This is a genomic window from Celeribacter naphthalenivorans, assembly GCF_020524585.1.
GTDB lineage: Bacteria > Pseudomonadota > Alphaproteobacteria > Rhodobacterales > Rhodobacteraceae > Celeribacter > Celeribacter naphthalenivorans.
The window spans coordinates 88,967-107,214 of record NZ_JAIVLK010000011.1 but is presented as its reverse complement, the minus strand read 5'-3'; the positions used below and the strand labels follow the sequence as shown (position 1 = coordinate 107,214).

The 18,248-nt window shown below is 59.1% G+C and carries 18 protein-coding genes; 8 read left to right on the top strand and 10 right to left on the bottom strand.

Going from position 1 to position 18,248, the window contains the following annotated elements; all coding sequences use genetic code 11:
• Nucleotides 1-4 precede the first annotated feature (4 nt).
• From LC094_RS20155 to argH, 4 genes are read right to left on the bottom strand one after another with little or no spacing between them, the layout of a single operon-like run.
• Nucleotides 5-2,590: a DUF4175 domain-containing protein gene (locus tag LC094_RS20155; RefSeq protein WP_226554575.1), complete on the bottom strand. Its 2,586-nt coding sequence runs from the start codon at nt 2,588-2,590 to the stop codon at nt 5-7.
• A gap of 59 nt (nt 2,591-2,649) precedes the next feature.
• On the bottom strand, nt 2,650-3,915 hold the full coding sequence (lysA, locus tag LC094_RS20150; protein ID WP_226554574.1) for a diaminopimelate decarboxylase: 1,266 nt from the start codon (nt 3,913-3,915) through the stop codon (nt 2,650-2,652).
• Between the two features lie 39 nt (nt 3,916-3,954).
• Nucleotides 3,955-4,122, bottom strand: coding sequence for an argininosuccinate lyase (locus LC094_RS20145; protein WP_226554573.1), 168 nt, complete (start codon nt 4,120-4,122; stop codon nt 3,955-3,957).
• Nucleotides 4,119-5,510: an argininosuccinate lyase gene (gene argH / locus LC094_RS20140; protein ID WP_226554572.1), complete on the bottom strand. Its 1,392-nt coding sequence runs from the start codon at nt 5,508-5,510 to the stop codon at nt 4,119-4,121. Before argH ends, LC094_RS20145 begins: the two co-directional genes overlap by 4 nt.
• Here argH and LC094_RS20135 point away from each other — a divergent pair.
• The gene (locus LC094_RS20135; protein WP_319003312.1) at nt 5,392-6,087 is read left to right on the top strand and encodes a TlpA disulfide reductase family protein; all 696 of its coding nucleotides are present in this window, start codon (nt 5,392-5,394) and stop codon (nt 6,085-6,087) included. The two genes, argH and LC094_RS20135, sit on opposite strands and share 119 nt — an antisense overlap.
• On the opposite strand, the gene LC094_RS20130 is transcribed toward LC094_RS20135, so the two are convergent.
• Nucleotides 6,071-7,360 carry a PAS domain-containing protein gene (locus LC094_RS20130; RefSeq protein ID WP_226554571.1) on the bottom strand — a complete coding sequence of 430 codons (1,290 nt, stop codon included), beginning with the start codon at nt 7,358-7,360 and terminating at the stop codon, nt 6,071-6,073. The genes LC094_RS20135 and LC094_RS20130 overlap by 17 nt on opposite strands.
• A 338-nt stretch (nt 7,361-7,698) precedes the next feature.
• On the opposite strand from LC094_RS20130, the gene LC094_RS20125 reads away from it, so the two are divergent.
• The 4 genes from LC094_RS20125 (at nt 7,699) to yddG (ending at nt 11,704) form a co-directional block, all read left to right on the top strand.
• Complete coding sequence (locus tag LC094_RS20125; RefSeq protein ID WP_226554570.1) at nt 7,699-8,526, top strand: EAL domain-containing protein; 828 nt, start codon at nt 7,699-7,701, stop codon at nt 8,524-8,526.
• A 163-nt stretch (nt 8,527-8,689) separates the two neighbouring features.
• Nucleotides 8,690-9,865: an acetyl-CoA C-acetyltransferase gene (locus LC094_RS20120; protein WP_226554569.1), complete on the top strand. Its 1,176-nt coding sequence runs from the start codon at nt 8,690-8,692 to the stop codon at nt 9,863-9,865.
• 158 nt (nt 9,866-10,023) lie between these two features.
• A complete protein-coding gene (gene phbB, locus LC094_RS20115; protein ID WP_226554568.1) occupies nt 10,024-10,746 on the top strand; it encodes a beta-ketoacyl-ACP reductase in 723 nt (240 codons plus the stop codon).
• A 91-nt stretch (nt 10,747-10,837) separates the two neighbouring features.
• Nucleotides 10,838-11,704, top strand: coding sequence for an aromatic amino acid exporter YddG (yddG, locus tag LC094_RS20110; RefSeq protein WP_226554567.1), 867 nt, complete (start codon nt 10,838-10,840; stop codon nt 11,702-11,704).
• A gap of 6 nt (nt 11,705-11,710) precedes the next feature.
• Here the strand turns inward: yddG and LC094_RS20105 are convergent, their stop codons facing one another.
• The 3 genes from LC094_RS20105 to LC094_RS20095 all read right to left on the bottom strand — a co-directional run bounded on the left by LC094_RS20105 (nt 11,711) and on the right by LC094_RS20095 (nt 12,990).
• Nucleotides 11,711-11,878, bottom strand: a complete 168-nt coding sequence (locus tag LC094_RS20105; RefSeq protein WP_226554566.1) for a YdcH family protein — start codon at nt 11,876-11,878, stop codon at nt 11,711-11,713.
• 135 nt (nt 11,879-12,013) lie between these two features.
• Complete coding sequence (locus LC094_RS20100; protein WP_226554565.1) at nt 12,014-12,775, bottom strand: tRNA1(Val) (adenine(37)-N6)-methyltransferase; 762 nt, start codon at nt 12,773-12,775, stop codon at nt 12,014-12,016.
• Nucleotides 12,772-12,990: a putative signal transducing protein gene (locus LC094_RS20095; protein ID WP_226554564.1), complete on the bottom strand. Its 219-nt coding sequence runs from the start codon at nt 12,988-12,990 to the stop codon at nt 12,772-12,774. The genes LC094_RS20100 and LC094_RS20095 overlap by 4 nt, the downstream gene beginning before the upstream one ends.
• A 59-nt stretch (nt 12,991-13,049) precedes the next feature.
• On the opposite strand from LC094_RS20095, the gene LC094_RS20090 reads away from it, so the two are divergent.
• On the top strand, nt 13,050-14,063 hold the full coding sequence (locus LC094_RS20090) for a polyprenyl synthetase family protein (RefSeq protein ID WP_226554563.1): 1,014 nt from the start codon (nt 13,050-13,052) through the stop codon (nt 14,061-14,063).
• An 8-nt stretch (nt 14,064-14,071) separates the two neighbouring features.
• Here the strand turns inward: LC094_RS20090 and LC094_RS20085 are convergent, their stop codons facing one another.
• Together LC094_RS20085 and LC094_RS20080 are read right to left on the bottom strand one after the other, a co-directional pair.
• Nucleotides 14,072-14,725, bottom strand: coding sequence for a YjbF family lipoprotein (locus tag LC094_RS20085; protein ID WP_226554562.1), 654 nt, complete (start codon nt 14,723-14,725; stop codon nt 14,072-14,074).
• A complete protein-coding gene (locus LC094_RS20080) occupies nt 14,722-16,827 on the bottom strand; it encodes a YjbH domain-containing protein (protein ID WP_226554561.1) in 2,106 nt (701 codons plus the stop codon). The genes LC094_RS20085 and LC094_RS20080 overlap by 4 nt, the downstream gene beginning before the upstream one ends.
• A gap of 240 nt (nt 16,828-17,067) precedes the next feature.
• On the opposite strand from LC094_RS20080, the gene LC094_RS20075 reads away from it, so the two are divergent.
• Nucleotides 17,068-17,334, top strand: a complete 267-nt coding sequence (locus LC094_RS20075) for a spike base protein, RCAP_Rcc01079 family (RefSeq protein ID WP_226554560.1) — start codon at nt 17,068-17,070, stop codon at nt 17,332-17,334.
• 4 nt (nt 17,335-17,338) lie between these two features.
• Entirely contained in the window at nt 17,339-18,106 is a 768-nt protein-coding gene (locus LC094_RS20070) for a LamG domain-containing protein (protein WP_226554559.1), read from the top strand.
• The last annotated feature ends 142 nt before the right edge of the window (nt 18,107-18,248 follow it).

Genomic DNA, 18,248 nt, shown 5'->3' with positions numbered 1-18,248 from the left:
CGCGTTAGAACTGATCGAGCAGGCGGTTGAGGTAATCGCGCTCTTCTGCTGTGCGCTCACGATCCTCGGTGCGGCGACGGATTTCGTCCAAAAGCTCTTCGGCGCGACGATAGACATCCTCGCCTTCGTAGAATTCATCGTCGGACCCAAAACGCCCCGTGTCACCGGGTCTGCGCCCCAAGGGATCGCGGCCCTGCGGCTCGCCGCCCGCGTTGCCTTGGCCGTCTTGACCCTCTTGATCTTGTTGCTGCTGCGCCTGCTGTTCCCCGAGCTGACGCATGCCTTCACGCAGCGCCTCCATCGCCTCGGCCTGACCGTCGAGCGCGCCGGAGAGATCGCCCTCGCGCAGCGCCCGCTCGGCCTCTTCCATGGCGCGATCCGCACGGTCCAAAGCCCCACCGAGACTGTCTTCGTCGCCGCTTTGCCCGCCGGGAAGATTGCGGCGTTGCTGGCGTAGTGCATCGCGCAGGGCCTGTTGCCGTTCGGACAGCGTGCCCTGCTCCCGGCCAGATCCTTCGCCTTGGTTTTCACCTTGGCTCTGGCCTTGACCTTCTGAGCCGCTGTCCTGACCAGACGGCGCATCTTGCCCGTCTTGGCTCTGGCCTTCTTGCCCCTGTCCCTCTTGACCCTGCCCCTCTTGGCCGGGCTGATCCTCGCCAAACTGGTTTTGCAGATCGGAAAAGGTGTCGTCGTTCAGCTCCTGCTGATCGCGCAGCGTGTCTTGCAGGCCTTGCATGCCCTGATTGCCCTGGCCGCCCTGCCCTTGGCCCTGCGTCACCCGCATGTTCTCCAGCATTTCAGCCAACATATCCATGAGCTGCTGCGCCTCGGCCATGCGGCCCTGCTCCATCAACTCCTGAATGCGGTCAATCAACTCCTGCAACTGATCCTGCGTGATCTGTTGGCCTTGGTCCCCCTGATCCGGCATGTCCGTGCCGTCGTCTTCGGGGCCCTGCTGTTCGGCCAGTTGCTGCATGTAATCACGGGTCGCCTCGCGCAGCTCCTGCATCAGCTCTTCGATCTCTTCGGGCGTGGCGCCGTCGCGCATCGCTTGGCTCAGGCGTTCCTGCGCACGTTGCAGACGGGCCAACGCCTCTTTCAACTCGCCGTCTTCCAGCTCCAGCGCGATGTCCCAAAGCGTCGCAGCGATGTCCTCGACCTGCGCGTCGCTCAAAAGCCCATCGCGCCCTTCGATCTGACCGATCACCTCACGCAGGCGGATGTAACTGGTCATCTCGTCAAACATTTCGCTCGGGTTGACCGAGACCGCGCGCAGCACCTGCGCCGCACGCGCCGCATTTTCACGGTTCCACAAAAGTTCGCGCCGCTGATCCACGATGGCCGCCGCCAGCGGGTCAAAGAACCGCCGCGTCGGCAGGATGCTCTCCGCGAGAGCCGCCGTGCTTTCCTGCCCCGCCTCGTCCCAAGCGCTCAGCGACAGGCGCACGGGCAACCCCGCGAAAGGATGCTGGGCAAGGTTTTCCGCGATCAGCCCCTCGATCTCGCGACGATCCCCGGTTTGCGGCAGCATGACAGGCACAGAAATCTCATCGCGCGGTTCGGGCGGCAGGACATAGCCATATTGCCGCGCAGTCGCGTCGAGATCGCGGGTGATGGTCAGGATGGCGCGGCTGATGCCGAAATCATCGGTGAGGCGGAAATCTTGTCGCGCTTCGCCCGAAGGCGCGCGGGTCATCGGCCCCGTGAGTTCGGCCACGGGGGGCGTATCCGGCTGCAACGCCACATCCCAAAGCCGCCCAGTGGGGCCGTCGATCTCGATCTCGCCGGGCTGTTCGATTTGAAAATCAGGACGATCCGCAGGCGCATCGCCAGAGACGGTTTCGCGCAGGGTCAACACGCCGTCTTCGCCATAAAACCGCAGGGTCACATCGGCGCCTTTCGGCACCTCGAAATTCGGATCGAGGTCGCCAAGATAAAGCGTCGGCTTGCCGGAATAGGCGGGCGGGCGCACCCAGCCTTCCCAAATCGGCCCCATCGCGACCTCAGACCTCGTGTCGCCGAGATCGGTGACGGAACCCATCCGCTCAAACGAGCCGAACACAAGCCCCATGCCCAAGGTCGTCAAAGCGATGAGCCTAAGCGCAAACGGATCGCGCGGCGCAAGGTTGAGCGTCGGGGCGACGGCGCGGATCGGGGCAAGCCTTTGGATCATGCGAGTGCGGTGGGCGGTCCAGATCGCCTCGGAGGCGGTGTCGCCCGCGCCGAACAGCGCGTGATCGGAAAGCGCCTGCAACGGTCGCCCCGGCAGCTGCGCATCCACGCGCGCGATGGCCTCTCCCTGTGCCGGGAGCCGCAAACGACGCAGCCCGAAGACAAGAGACAAGATGAGTGCGAGGCCAAAGACGGCGAGCACGGACCAAAGCGCCCAAAGCGGAAGCGCGTCTTGCACGCCCAACATAGCAAGACCCGCCGCGAAAACCACGAGAGAGAAAGCGGGCCAGAAAGCCTGCGCCAGACGCTCGACGACAAGCCCCGCCCCGGTCGCACGCAGCGCAGTAGAAACGCGCCGCGCAAGCGGGCGATCGAGTGTCTCCGTCAGGTGTCGAGCTGGGTCGCGGTCAGGTTCCATGCATCTCGATTCGGCGGTTCAGTTTTAGTTCGAAACACCCGCGCCGAACCGCGCAGGCATCAGAGCCACACAGGGATGCTATCGCGATTTATCATCTCGTCATAGGTCGGACGCGGCCGGATGACAGCGAATTGATCGCCTTTCACCAGAACCTCCGGAATGAGCGGACGGGAATTATACTCCGATGCCATCACCGCGCCGTATGCGCCCGCCGAGCGGAAGGCGACCAGATCGTCTTCGCTGAGTTTCGGCATATTGCGCGCTTTGGCAAAGGTGTCGCCCGTCTCGCAAACCGGACCAACGATGTCGAGCGGCGCCTGATCAGAGGCGGCTTCGGGTTCCACGACCGGAATGATGTCGTGATAGGCGTCATACATCGAGGGGCGCACAAGATCGTTCATCGCCGCATCGAGGATCAGGAAATCACGCCCCTCGCCATGTTTGAGATAGATGACGGAGGACACGAGAATGCCCGCGTTGCCGGAGATCAGACGCCCCGGCTCGATCTCGATCTCACAGCCCAGATGGCCGACCGTGCGCCGGATCACATCGCCATATTCGACGGGGAGCGGCGGCGCTTCGTTGGAGCGTTCGTAGGGAATGCCAAGCCCGCCACCCAGATCGAGACGGCGAATATTGTGACCATCGGCACGCAGGGCCTCGGTCAGCTCGGCAACCTTGGTGAAGGCCAGCTCAAAAGGCTCAAGCTGCGTCAGCTGCGAGCCGATATGCACGTCGATGCCGACCACATCAATGCCATCCATCTTGGCGGCGCGGGCGTAAACCTCACGACAGGTGGCAATCGGGATGCCGAATTTGTTCTCGGATTTTCCGGTGGCGATTTTCGCGTGGGTCTTGGCGTCGACATCCGGATTGACGCGCAACGCGATGGGGGCCTTAACGCCCAACGCGATTGCCACCTCGTTCAAAGCCTCAAGTTCCGGCTCGCTTTCGACGTTAAACTGACGAATGCCACCTTCCAAAGCCTGACGCATCTCGGATCGCGTCTTGCCAACGCCCGAAAACACGATGCGCTCGCCCGGAAGACCCGCCGCTTTCGCCTTGAGATATTCGCCAATCGAAACCACATCGATGCCCGCACCCAGCTCGCCCATGAGTTTCAGAACGGCGAGGTTCGAGTTCGACTTCATCGCGAAACACACGAGGTGATCCATCCCCGACAGCGCCTCGTCGAAGAGGGTGAAATGCCGGGTCAGCGTCGCCGTGGAATAGACATAAAACGGCGTGCCGACCTGGGCTGCGATTTCGGACACGGGGACATCTTCGGCGTAAAGCACGCCGTTCTTGTAGAGGAAGTGATCCATAAGTGGTGGTCTTTCGATAAGCGTGTCCGACGCAGGACTTTAATTGGCCGGGAAATGGATATTGATGGAGGTATCCGTGAAGCCGCCGCCTTTCGAATTCACGCCCACAGTGGTCGACATGCCGACATCCGGTTTCACCGGCTCGCCAGCCACACCACAGGCGGAAAGCCCAAGCGCCATCATCAAAGACATTACAACGCGTTTCATCCGAGCACCTCTTTCCAACGCTTGATCTGAGCACGCACCTGTGCGGGCGCGGTCCCCCCGTAGCTTGTGCGAGAAGCGACAGAGTTTTCAACCGTCAAGACGTCATAAACGCCCGTCGTGATGGCGTCGTGAACGGATTTCATCTCTTCAAGGCTCAAATCCGGCAGATCGACACCTTTTTTCTCCGCCATAGCGACGAGCGCGCCGGTGACGTGGTGGGCATCGCGGAACGGCAGCCCCGCCTCGCGCACCAGCCAGTCGGCCAGATCGGTCGCGGTTGAGAAACCGGAGGCAGCCGCAGCCCGCAGGTTGTCGATATTGGCGGTCATGTCGGAGACCATGCCGGTCATCGCAGCCAAAGCCAGCATCAGGTTGTCGGCTGCGTCGAAAACTTGCTCTTTGTCTTCCTGCATGTCCTTCGAATAGGCCAAAGGCAGGCCTTTCATCACCGTCATGAGGGCGACATTGGCGCCAAAAATCCGCCCGATCTTGGCGCGGATCAGCTCGGCGGCATCGGGGTTTTTCTTTTGCGGCATGATCGACGAGCCGGTGGAGAAGCGATCCGAGAGCGTCACAAAGCGGAACTGAGCCGAGGACCAGATCACCAGTTCTTCGGCGAAACGCGACAGATGCATGGCACAGATCGAGGCGCAGGACAGGAATTCCAGCGCAAAGTCACGGTCCGCCACGGCATCGAGAGAGTTCGCCGTCGGGCGATCAAAGCCCAGCGCCTCTGCCGTCATGTGACGGTCAATCGGAAAGCCGGTGCCCGCAAGAGCCGCTGAGCCCAGCGGGCTTTCGTTCATGCGGGTGCGGGCGTCTTTGAAGCGCGACAGGTCGCGGCCCAGCATCTCGACATAGGCCATCATGTGGTGGCCCCAGGTCACAGGTTGCGCGGTCTGAAGATGCGTAAAGCCCGGCATGACCCAATCGGCGCCTTTGTCTGCCTGAGCGATCAAGGCCCGGATCAGCGCCTCAACGCCAGCGATGGCGGCGTCGAATTGGTCACGTGTCCAGAGTTTGAAATCGGTCGCCACCTGATCGTTGCGCGAGCGCGCGGTGTGCAGGCGCCCGGCGGCCTCGCCGATGATCTCTTTGAGGCGCGCTTCGACATTCATATGGATGTCTTCGAGTGCTGTGGAAAAGGTGAACTCGCCCGCTTCGATCTCTGACAAAACCGTGAGCAGGCCTTCCCGAATGGCCTCGGCATCGGTATCAGTGAGGATGCCCTGTTTGGCGAGCATTGCCGCATGGGCGCGAGAGCCTGCGATGTCTTGGGAAGCCAGCCGTTTGTCGAAATCAATGGAGGCGTTGATCGCTTCCATGATGGCGTCAGGTCCGGCAGCGAACCGGCCGCCCCACATCGCGTTTGATTTCTTATCGGTCATGGACGTGTCCCGCATGTTGAAAAAGCTGATTGTCGCCACCCTTTATACGGCCCTGAGCCTGGGTGCAATTCCTGCCACCGCGCTCGACATCGAGGCCGCGATGGCTCTGCGCGAAGGCAGCATGCAGAAATTAGGGTTCCATACGGAGCCGAAAGAGGTCAGCACGCTGGCCTTTACGGATCTTGACGGCAATGAAGAAACGCTTGCGGAGTATCAGGGGCAGTATGTGCTTTTGAATTTTTGGGCCACGTGGTGCGCCCCTTGTCGCAAGGAAATGCCCGCGCTGGATGCGTTATCTGCGGAATTTGGTGAGCGCGGCCTGACCGTCTTGCCGATTGCCACAGGTCACAATCCCGTCCCGGCCCTGAAAAGCTTTTTTGAGAAGGCAGAAATCAAGACCCTCCCCCTGCGCGTCGACGCCAAAGGCGCCATGGCACGTGAGATGGGCGTTTTGGGTCTGCCCGTTTCGATCCTGATTTCTCCCGAAGGCAAGGAGATCGCGCGCATGACCGGTGATGCGGAGTGGTTTTCCCCCTCCGCTCAAGCGCTCATGACATATGTTATCGACGCGCCATAGTCGCCTGATACTGCAGTGTCCCGTTGAAACTGCGCGGCATGGCCGCTTCGACCAATGTTTTGATTTTATCGGCAAGCTCCAGAATCTGCTCCAAAGTCTTGTCAATTTCGACATGAAACGTGTCGAGTTGGTCAATGACCGGCGTCAGAGAGACCGACTGTGCCCCAAGGCGCCCCGCCTCTACCCGACACAGAACACGGATCGAATCCAACCCGGTCACCAACTGTCGCAGGTCCTTGGCGGACCGCGTCAAAGCGGTCACATCATTGAAAACGGACATCAAAACTTGTCCCGCCTCAAGCGTATACTCATCCAGAAGCTTGGTCAGGATTTCCACTTCTTGCTGAAATCCATCTTTCTCCGTACCGCGGGACAAAGCCTCCGAGGCGACGGTTTTAACCTCTCGCTGAAGACGCGAGGCCGCCATCATGAAAAGCCCCTGATACACCCGCAAGATCACGGATTCAGAGAGGCTTTTGTTTTCGGTTTCGACCCGAAACCCGCCCAGATGGTTCGTCACCTCATCGGACATCAGCCGGTAATTCTGTGAAATGGCAGAGATCGGCCCGCCAGCGGGTTCCAGTCGTGACGCCACGATTCGCATATTCGATGGAATTCCACGAATTTTCGCAAAGGACGCGAACAGGGATTGCTGTTGCTCGTCCAAGGATTTCAGCGTCGGCAGCAGATTTTTGAGACTTTGCAGGCGACTGTCCTCTGAACGCGACAGCGCATGATCGCGGGCATGCATTTCCTGAGCGATCGCATAGGAGCTAAAGGCCCCGTAGCTCGGAAACCCCATCTCCTGTAACTTGGCCCGGATCGCAGCGGCACTTTGTTCAGGCGTAAGGCCCTCTTGTTCTTCTCGTTTCAAAATGTCGGCATAGGCGGCCTTGGCACTGTCGAACACTTTCGACGTCGGTTTCAGCCGCACGGAGACATAACCGCCCTGAATGGGGGAAATGATGGCATAGACCCAATAATACCGGCCATCTTTGGCCCGGTTTTTGACATAGGCTCCTGTGGCCAGCCCCTTTTTGATTCGCTCCCAGAAAATGTAAAAAACGCCCTTGGGCATATCCGGATGACGAATGATCTTATGCGGCGCGCCAACAAGTTCCCCCCACGAGTATTCGGACACCCGACGAAAGACCTCATTGCCGGCGGCGATCACACCGCGTTCGTCCGTTCGCGAAAAAAACAGCTCTTCGATTTCAAATGGAGCTTCGTCTTTATGTGCAGCAAAGCTGGTTGTGGAATATTGGAGCGACATGTCAGTTCCCATTGTCCTGTTTGCAACAGAGAACCAAAGCTTGCTTTCTATCTGGTTAAGTTCGACGACCCAGCCCAACATTTCTCACGAAAAGACGTCTCTTTACACATGCGCATTCCCGACGGGTAGCTGCGACATATTGAACCGACAATTCTACGTAAATCTGTCTCATATTGTACCGATCACTGCGCCCAAGGACAAAAATCCATGAATCTCAAAGCCTTAGGCAATTGATAAGAAATTTACGAAATTTCTCATAAAAACCTACAATTTACCCGCCGTTATCCCAAACCGTTCAAATTCAAGACTGGAATGCGAATGCGATACAAGGTGACGGGATGAACGACTCTTTCTATGACCATAACGATTTGGGAAGCCCGCTGTCCGCAGCGATTGCGAGCCGGGATCGGAACACCATGGAGATGGTTCAGGAGGCCTTGCGCAAAAAGCAGGTGATGCTGGCCTATCAACCCATTGTTCAGACCTTGCGCCCGGATCGTCCCGCCTTTTACGAGGGCCTCATCCGCGTGCTCGATAAAACCGGACGCGTGATTCCCGCCCGCGAATTCATTGATGTGGCCGAAACCACCGAGACAGGCCGCGTGCTCGATTGTCTGGCCCTCGAACTTGGCCTGCGCGCCCTCGACGAACATCCCGATCTGCGTCTGGCGATCAACATGTCCGCGCGCTCCATTGGATATCCGCGCTGGAAAGAGACACTTGCGGCGGGGCTGGCCAAGGGGCCGACCATTGCGGAGCGTCTGATTCTCGAAATCACGGAAAGCTCGGCCATGGTCATGCCCGATCTGGTGTCTGTTTTCATGTCGGAGTTACAGGCAATGGGGATCTCATTTGCCTTGGACGATTTCGGCGCTGGCTACACGGCCTTTCGCTATCTCAAGGAGTTCTATTTCGACATCGTGAAGATCGATGGTGAGTTCATTCGTGGCATTGCCTCGAACCCGGACAACCAAGTGCTCACTCAGGCGCTGGTCTCTGTCGCGAAACATTTTGACATGTATACGGTCGCCGAATTCGTCGAAAACTCTGCGGATGCAGAATATCTGACGGAAATCGGCATCGATTGCATGCAGGGTCACTATTTTGGTGCGGCCACCATCGATCCGGTTTGGCGCAATCGCGATGAACAACGGAAAGCTGGCTGAGCATAGGATGTAAAACGGCGGCAAAGCGCCTCGGAGCCTTGATGAAGGTTGATTATGCTGCGCATGCAGCATAGACCTGACGCGGGGAGTTGCGCAACTTTGTTGCAAATTTCACGCCCTTTGGGCAATCTCCCCTTGAAGCAATGGGAGAGAGATTGTCACCATGACCAACGTCGTTATCGCATCCGCAGCACGGACCGCCGTCGGAAGTTTTTCCGGCTCCTTCGCCAACACCCCAGCCCATGAGCTTGGCGCCTGTGTCCTTGAGGCGCTTGTTGCGCGTGCGGGCATTGAAAAAGGGGAAGTGTCCGAAACCATCCTCGGTCAGGTTTTGACCGCGGGCCAAGGCCAGAACCCGGCTCGCCAAGCCCACATCAACGCTGGCCTGCCGCAGGAATCGGCAGCCTGGAGCATCAATCAGGTGTGCGGCTCCGGTCTGCGGACCATCGCGCTCGCGGCACAGCATATCATGCTGGGTGATGCAGAGATCGTCTGCGCGGGTGGTCAGGAAAACATGTCCCTCTCCCCCCATGTCGCCAACCTGCGCGCGGGTCACAAGATGGGCGATATGAAGTTCATCGATTCGATGATCAAGGACGGCCTTTGGGATGCGTTCAACGGCTACCACATGGGGATCACCGCCGAAAACGTCGCCAGCCAGTGGCAGATTTCCCGCGAAATGCAGGATAATTTCGCTCTCGCCTCGCAAAACAAGGCTGAAGCCGCCCAAAAAGCGGGCAAATTTGCCGATGAGATCACGCCCTTCACCGTGAAAACCCGCAAAGGTGACATCGTCGTCGACCAAGACGAATACATCCGCCACGGTGCCACGATTGAAAACATGCAAAAACTGCGCCCTGCCTTTGATCGCGACGGCACCGTGACCGCAGGCAACGCCTCCGGCATCAACGATGGCGCTGCCGGTGCGCTTTTGATGTCTGCGGAGAATGCCGAGAAACGCGGCATCAAGCCGCTCGCACGTATTGCCTCCTACGCCACCGCCGGCCTCGACCCGTCGATCATGGGCGTTGGGCCGATCTTTGCGTCCCGCAAAGCGCTCGAAAAAGCCGGTTGGAAGGCCGAAGATCTGGATCTCGTCGAAGCCAACGAAGCCTTCGCGGCTCAGGCCTGTGCCGTGAACAAGGATATGGGGTGGGACCCGGCCATCGTGAACGTCAACGGCGGCGCCATCGCCATCGGTCACCCGATCGGTGCCTCCGGGGCGCGTATCCTCAACACGCTGCTCTTTGAAATGCAGCGCCGCGACGCCAAGAAAGGCCTCGCCACGCTTTGCATCGGCGGCGGCATGGGGGTGGCCGTCTGCCTCGAGCGCGATTGATTTTGAGGGGGCCGTCATGGCCCCTTCATCCAACCTCTCTATGAGAGGCCGCGGCGACGCATTGAAAATATTCTGCAAGCGCATAAGCAATATTGTTGCGATTGCAGAATATATTTAATAACAAGATTGCCAAGAGACCATTGATAAGGAGGAGTATCATGTCGAGAGTCGCTCTTGTGACCGGGGGGTCACGCGGGATTGGCGCAGCTATTTCCATGGCTTTGAAAGACGCGGGCTACACCGTGGCCGCGACCTATGCGGGTAACGATGAAGCCGCTGCAAAGTTCACCGAAGAAACCGGCATCAAGACCTACAAATGGTCCGTCGCCGATTACGACGCCTGCGCGGACGGCATCGCCAAGGTCGAAGCAGACCTCGGGCCAGTCGAAGTTCTGGTGAACAACGCGGGCATCACCCGCGACGCGCCGTTCCATAAGATGAGCCGCGAGCAATGGCAGGAGGTCATGGACACCAACCTGTCGGGCGTGTTCAACATGACCCACCCGCTCTGGCCCGGCATGCGTGAACGCAAGTTTGGCCGCGTGATCAACATCAGCTCGATCAACGGTCAAAAAGGCCAATTCGGTCAGGCCAACTACTCCGCCGCGAAAGCGGGTGACATCGGCTTCACCAAAGCATTGGCGCAGGAAGGCGCGCGCGCGGGCATCACCGTAAACGTGATCTGCCCCGGCTATATCGCGACTGAAATGGTCATGGCCGTGCCGGAAAAAGTGCGCGAGTCGATCATTTCGACCATCCCGGTGGGCCGTCTGGGCGAGCCGGAAGACATCGCGCGCTGCGTTGTGTTCCTGGCCTCCGATGAGGCGGGCTTCATCACCGGCTCGACCATCACCGCGAATGGCGGTCAGTATCTGACCTGATAGGGACTGCAAAAGCCATAAGCGATTGGGGCTGCAGGATTGCGGCCCCTTTTTTATTGCTCTCCCGAAAAAATCCGCCTTAATCGCCGGCATGACAAAAACAACAGCCACCGCCATCGGATTTATCGCCGTCCTGCTATGGGCCCTTTTGGCCCTTTTCACCGTCGGCGCGCGAGAAGTGCCCGCGTTGCAACTCAATGCGGTGTGCTTTGCCATCGGCGGTGCGATCGGGGTCATTTGGACCACCGTCAGCAAACGCTGGCATGAGCTACGTGATGTGCCTCTGTCGATCTATGCCTTTGGCACCGTGGGCCTTTTTGGCTACCACTTCCTCTATTTTTCCGCCCTCAAAGCCGCGCCGCCCGCCGAAGCCGGGCTGATCGCCTATCTCTGGCCTTTGCTGATCGTACTGTTTTCGGGTTTCCTGCCGGGAGAACACCTGCGCCCGCTGCATCTGATCGGGGCGGCAGTGTCGTTCCTTGGCGCGGCACTCATCGTTGCGAAAGGCGCCTCTTTTGCCGGGGACTATACGCTGGGCTACCTGCTTGCGGCGGCCTGTGCGCTGACCTGGTCGAGCTATTCGGTGATTTCGCGCCGGTTTCAATCGGTGTCGAGCATGGTCGTCACGATCTATTGCCTCGCCACGGCCGTGCTGTCCCTGATCGCGCATCTGGCGCTGGAGGACACGGTCTGGCCCTCGACCCAGCTTGGCTGGGCGAGCATGATCGCGCTCGGGCTGGGACCCGTCGGTGCCGCATTTTATGTCTGGGATATTGGAGTGAAGCGCGGAAATATTCAGCTTTTGGGAACCGCGTCCTATGCCGCACCCTTGCTGTCCACGCTTGTTTTGGTCGGCGCGAAGATCGCTGAACCCCGCGCCACCTTGATTGTATCGGCCCTGCTGATCACAGCGGGCGCAGGACTGGCCGCTTATCAAAGCCGCCAGACCCAATCCTAAAGCGCCTCAGGTCGTGGAAAGACGGGCAATTTCTTCTTTGATACGGAGTTTCTGTTTCTTCAGATCGGCAATCCGAAGGCCATCGGAACCTGGCGAACGCTGGGCGTGTTCGACGGCCTCCGAGAGGGATTTGTGCTTTTTCTTCAGTTCCTCGATGTGGGACGTCAAGCTCATGTCTTCTCCTCTCTGTTAAGGTACAGCTTTGTAAAAGCTATGTAACAAGTGCACCATAGATTTTGAGTCGTGTCACGGTCTGTTTTTGGAACAATGTGACGCATGGATGGTCGCATGCGAAATATTGCCAAAACCTTAATGTGACCACGGCAAGGAAGCGCCATCTCGCAAAATCGTTAACACATCGTCTGCGTAGCTCTCGCCATCGTGTTCATGGCGCACGCCTTTGTGCATCAAAAGAGCTGGTTCGAGGACAAAAGCAGCCCTGCCGCCTTTACGCGCCTGAATCAGAACCAGTTCGGCGACACGCCCGACACGGGGCTGGACCGGGCGCACCCGGATCGAACCCAAGCGGCCCTCCATCGCGCAGATCAGCTCCGGCAGGCGATCCGCTTTCTGGATCATGGTCAGATAGCCCTTCGGTTTGAGCCGCCGCGCCGCCACATCGACCCAGTCCCCCAAAGGCGTCTCTCCGGCCAAGGCCAGATCACGCCCGGCATCCTCGGCCGCCGTCGAGCGGCTGCGCTCGTAATAGGGCGGGTTGGCGATGACGTGATCGAAACTCTGGGCGCGCAGCTCTGACGGCAAATACCGTAAATCTGACGTGAAAACAGTGAGATCGGCGCGGTTCTCCTCGGCGTTCCGGCGCGCGAGATCGGCGTAGAAAGGTTGAAGCTCCACACCAGTCAGGCGCAGATTTTCAACGCGGGCGTGCAGGCACAAAGAGGCGACCCCTGCCCCACAGCCCAGCTCAAGCACGCTTTCACCGTGCCGTGCAGGCGTGGCCGCGGCCAAAAGCACAGGATCGACCCCGGCACGATACCCTTTGATCGGTTGATGGATGTTGAGCAGACCACCCAGAAAAGCGTCACAGCTCAGATCGGCTGTCGTGCTCACAGATCCTCCAATTCGAAATCATTGTCCCTGAGGATGCGCCGCGCCTGAGTGAGGTCTTCGTCGCGCACCATGAGACGGCGCGGCAAAATGCCGATGCTGCCCTCAAGGACGCTCATATGGACGTCCATTTCAAAGCAGTCTATATCCTCCCCGGACAGAAGGGCTTTGGCATAAACGATCTGGGTCGGGTCGGTGGTGCGGAGAAGCTGTTTCATCACATTGATTTAACGGCAGTCCGAAAGGTTTGTCGAGCAGAGCAAGCGGGGGATCGCACATGGGGCTGGAGAAAGTGGATCTGGAGAAAGCTGCCGTCAAGCCGCATGAGAAACTGGCCCTGGCTTTGGCGCCGGAATTGGACGCAGTGAATAGGCTGATCCGCGAGCGCATGTCCTCGAAACACGCGCCCCGCATCCCCGAAGTGACCGCGCATTTGATCGAGGCGGGCGGCAAGCGCCTGCGCCCGATGCTGACGCTGGCGGCGGCCAAGGCCTGTGGCTATGACGGTCCCTATCACGTCCATCTCGCCGCGACGGTCGAGTTCATCCACACGGCAACGCTGTTGCATGACGATGTGGTGGACGAAAGCGCGCAGCGTCGCGGGCGTCCGACGGCCAACCTGTTGTGGGACAACAAATCTTCGGTTCTGGTCGGGGATTACCTTTTCGCCCGCGCGTTCCAGTTGATGACAGACGCGGACAATATGCGCGTGTTGCAAATCCTGTCGAACGCCTCGGCGACGATTGCCGAGGGCGAGGTGCTTCAGCTCACCGCAGCGCAGGATTTGAAGACGGATGAGAGCATCTACCTGCAAGTCGTGCGTGGCAAAACGGCGGCGCTGTTTTCTGCGGCGACCGAGGTCGGTGGCGTTCTCGCCGAGGCCGATGAGACGGTGGTCAAAGCGCTGTTCGACTATGGCGATGCGCTTGGAATCTCCTTCCAGATCGTCGACGATCTGTTGGATTACTGGGGCTCCGAGCAGACCGGCAAGAACATCGGCGACGATTTCCGCGAACGCAAACTGACCCTGCCGCTGATCAAGGCGATCGCCAAAGGCGACGATGAAGAACGCGCCTTTTGGGTGCGGACCATCGAGAAGGGCAAGCAGGAAGAAGGCGATCTCGACCATGCGATTGCTCTGCTGAACCGTCACAACGCGCTGGAAGACACGCGCGATGTGGCGTTGGAGTGGTCCGCGAAAGCCAAGGACGCGCTCAAGGCCCTGCCCAATGGCGAGATTGTCGAAATGCTCTCAGACATCGCAGACTACGTGGTCGCCCGCGTCCGCTAACGGAGGGATTACTTGACGAAACGGAGCGCCAAGGCGCCGGTTTCGTCGCTGATCCATTGCCGCGACTGGACGATCTGACGACTGCCGCGTTCGATCCAAAAGAAATTGACGAAATCCGTCTCACCGTTTCGGCAGGTCTCGAGGAACAAATCCGTATTGGCGGTGTAGGCCTCGCTCAGCTGCACGGCATCCTGTTTTTGGAATGCCACGTCGCAGCGGAAGGCGAGCGTGCGCGCCTGATTGTCGCCGTCGAGACGGGTGACGAAATGCTCCGTGATCCGATTTTGACCCGTTTTGAGCGCAGCCAGTGTCTGACGCGCATCCCCGGCCATCTGATCATCGCCAAAGCCACGGGTCGCGATGATCATGCCATCGACCATCCCCAGAGACAGGTTGTCCGGAGAGACCCAGGTGGATTCACCTTTGGCATTGGTGGTTTGCCGGGCGAACAACGTATAGGCGTTCTCCTGCGTTTGCAGCGAGCCGATATAGGTCGGCGCATTGGCGTCACGCGCAGCCACAAAGGCGGCATTCGGCTCGGCCTCATCGGCGCCTTGAAAATAGTCCTTGAGCAAGCGGCTGTCCTCAGGATTGGAGGAACAGGCCGCCAAACCCGTCAAAAGAACAGCAACAAGAGGGATGCGGCGCCACATGTCGGTCATCTCCAGAATTTGCCCCAACGGTCTTCCAACTCGTTGGTTTGCGAGCCGCGAACGACCTCGTAAAGGCGATTGCGCACATCGAGACGCGCACCACCGTCCCGCAGAACCGGGCGGATGGTCGTGCCATAGCCGCCTTGCGTCGCCGTGCCGCTCAGCCAGTCGATCGGCACCGTGAAACGGATCCCCTTGTCGAAAGAGCCTTCGCCAAAGTCATCGAAGGACACGTCCGTGAGGGTAAAGAAAGCACCGACCCGGAAGCCGTTGTCGAATTCGCGATCCAAGGAGAAGGTCGCGCCATAGTCGCCCGCGAGGTAACGTCCGACATCGACCTGCCCCAGATAGCCCCCGCCGAAATCATAATAGGCAGAGGCATGACCGGTCACGATGTCATACTCCTGAAAGCCGAACAGCTGATCGAACTCGCGCTTCTTGGCATAGTTGAGCTCAGCGCCCAGCGCGAGCGGGCCATTGACGGGCTTCCAAAGCAGCTCACCCGAGACACCCCCATACATGGTTTCAAAATAGCCCGCCGTGACGCGGCCAAAGAGGTTGGTGCCGGGGCGAAAGAAATATTCCGCCGTCAGATGCTTGATCTCAAGATCGGATTGCGTCGCATAGGACACGCTGTCGGTGCGCACATGCGGCAGAACGGAGTTCGAGGGGCGCGTGCTTTCATCGAGGTTTCCAACGAGCGGCTGACGCAGCGTGCCGGAGAAGATCAGCCCCCGCATCGGGGTAAAGGACGCCTCAGCCTGAAGCCCCGCATCGGCGCGAATGGGGTCATCGGGATCGAACAGGGCCGGGTCGAGATAGGGCGAGAGACGCCAATCGAATTTCGGATAAACCCCTGCGATAGATTGGGTTTCCGTGCGCGGTGCATCCTCGATCCGTGCGCGGGTGTAAGATCGCCATGTGCCGTCCAGATCGTATTCCAACTCCTCAAGATCGGAGCGGCGCAGCGTGGTCCGCGAGGTGGTCATGCCGTTCGCGGTCGCTTCGAGACGAAAGGTCGTGATCTCCGCTGGCAAGGTATTGGCCAACACCCGCGCGGTGCGCCCAAGCGCCTGAGCCGTGGCGGGATAGCGCCCATTGACGAAACGCACGGTGGCGGTGCTGCCCGCAACCGAAATGCCCTCAAGAGCGATCCCCTCCGCTTCGAGTGCGGCATAGGTGCGGCTCTCGCGGGTTTGAATGCTGGCCTCATCCCAAGACATGGCGGCGGCTGTGCGACGCGGCAAAAGTGCGGGCGGCGCGTCTTCAATGCCGCTGCTATATTTCGGGTTTTGCGGATGAACCGGAAGGCTGGCCAAGAACCCGACCTCGGAGCCATGCAACGCGTAAACCGTCAGAGCCCCGCCATTCTCGAACCCGTAGGAGAGCGAGGCATTGATCGGCGTCTTATGTTCGAAGCCAGCGTTGGCGACCTCTGTTTCATAGGCGTCGGAGGAATATTCGAGCGCAAAAGACAAGCGCGGGCTAAGCTGATAGGCAAGCCCACCGAACAGGGCTGCATCGCCTCGGAACCACTGGTCCAAGTCAAGTTGACCCGTATCGGTGCCCGAAAAAGGGCGCGATTTGAATTCATCCGCAATGACGCCCAGAGGGTTCTGAAACCCACCATAGCTGCTCAGACGTCCCCAACCGATCCCACCTGTCACAGAAAGACGGTCGTCCATGAAATGTTTGGTCGCGGCGACATATTCAGAGCCATAGACGCCTGTGCCCCCGAAATCGCGAAGCCCAACGACCATAGAGGGGCGCAGCCTGGTTTCCTCGGCCAGCAAATAGCCAAAATCGAAACTGCGGTCATAGCGCGCGCCATCGCCGCCATCAAAACTGTCGACGATCGCATAGCGGAAGGAGCCAAAGATACGGGGCGTGAGCTGGAAGCTCAGGGTGTATTTTTGAACGCCGCTGTGAAAGGCCGAAGACAAAAGCAACGTGCCGTCCTCAAAGACTTCGCCGGTCGGCATGTCGATCAGGCCGGGCGTGCCGAATTCCGAGACGGGAAAGCGCAGATCAACATCCTGAGCATGCGCCGCGCCGATACTCAGGAGAAGCAGAGAGGTCGAAAGTCCGAGGCTTTTATGCAATACGGTCACGGTTCCACCCACACGCGATGATTTTGCATTGCAGCATAAATCATAAAGCCCCCCTGTGAACCCCAACCTTAAGTTGAGCGCCACTCTGCTTAGACCTGTGTCAGAATTGCAGCGTGTTGCGTGCCCAACGCGCGCTGGTTTTCATGTTTGATAAAGGATTTTCTTTAGCTCTTGGGCGAACCGCATCGAAGTCTCGGCTTGCGATGTGCTTGGCCTGAACCATGAGCAAAGGACCCTACAATGTCTGACCCCTTTAAGAACCGCGCCCCGTCTCTGAACGGTCCGGCAATCGATCTCAGCCCGGTTACGCCGTCCAACACCGTGGATTTCGCGACGGTGGCCGTCGCGCTTTATGTCGAAGGCGCAGGCAATCTGTCGATCGTCACGCAAAAAGGGGAAACCCGGACGGTGGCCGTCGCAGATTTTGCCATTCTTCCGGTTGGGGTCCGCCGGGTGAACGCCACCGGAACCACCGCCACGGGCATCCACGCCTTTATGGTGGGGTAAAAACATGCTTGGACTGGATTATGGCCTCATGGGGTGCGCGATGCGACAGCGCACCTCAGTCGGATTTTCCCCGACAGACGTGAGTGGGCTGATCGCATGGTACAACCCAAGCGACCTGACGACGCTCTTTCAGGATGCCGCGATGACCATCCCCGTGACGGCGGATGGCCAGCCGGTCGGCGCGATGCGCGACAAGAGCGGAAACGGGTATGACCTGAAACAAAACACAGCGACAGCGCGCCCGACCTATCGCACCGATGGTGCCGCACATTGGCTTGTGTCCGATGGTGTGTCCGGCCGCCTCGAAGCCCATTTGAGCCTTACGAACGATCCCTCATTGTGCTTTCATTCGGCGCATAGAATCCTGAACAACACGGCCAAAGACGACATTCGTCTCTTTGATCTCGGGGTCGGCAATGGTGCCTTGGCGGCGACATTCGGGACGGGAAATTATGGCTGGCGCCATAACAACGGGAACAACCTGTTTGTCCCCGCCACTGCGGGCGTCGACGCCGTCGGATCATGGGAAAGAACGACGGGCGACACCTATGCGCAATCACGTTTCTATCTGAATGGCGTACAGCAAACGACATCCAGTTCGGCGAACGGCACGAATACCGTGACCCTCGCAGACACAAACTTTTTCCTCTTTGGCAATCCCGCAACCACAGGCTACATGGCAAATGTCAGGCTTTATGGCGCGATCATAACAGCGAGCAACCCTGCGGCAGACCGGTCTGCACTGGTCTCATTTCTCCAACAACAATACTGAGGCGCGATACGTAGGGCGCCTAAAAAATGGCCTCTCACATAGGGGTTTCTACTCGCACCCCATGCGGCTTGAGTAGAAACCCTGCCTTGGAGGAATCGAACCTAGACAAAACCCGCGAAACGCGAAATGTTCGGGGAAGGAG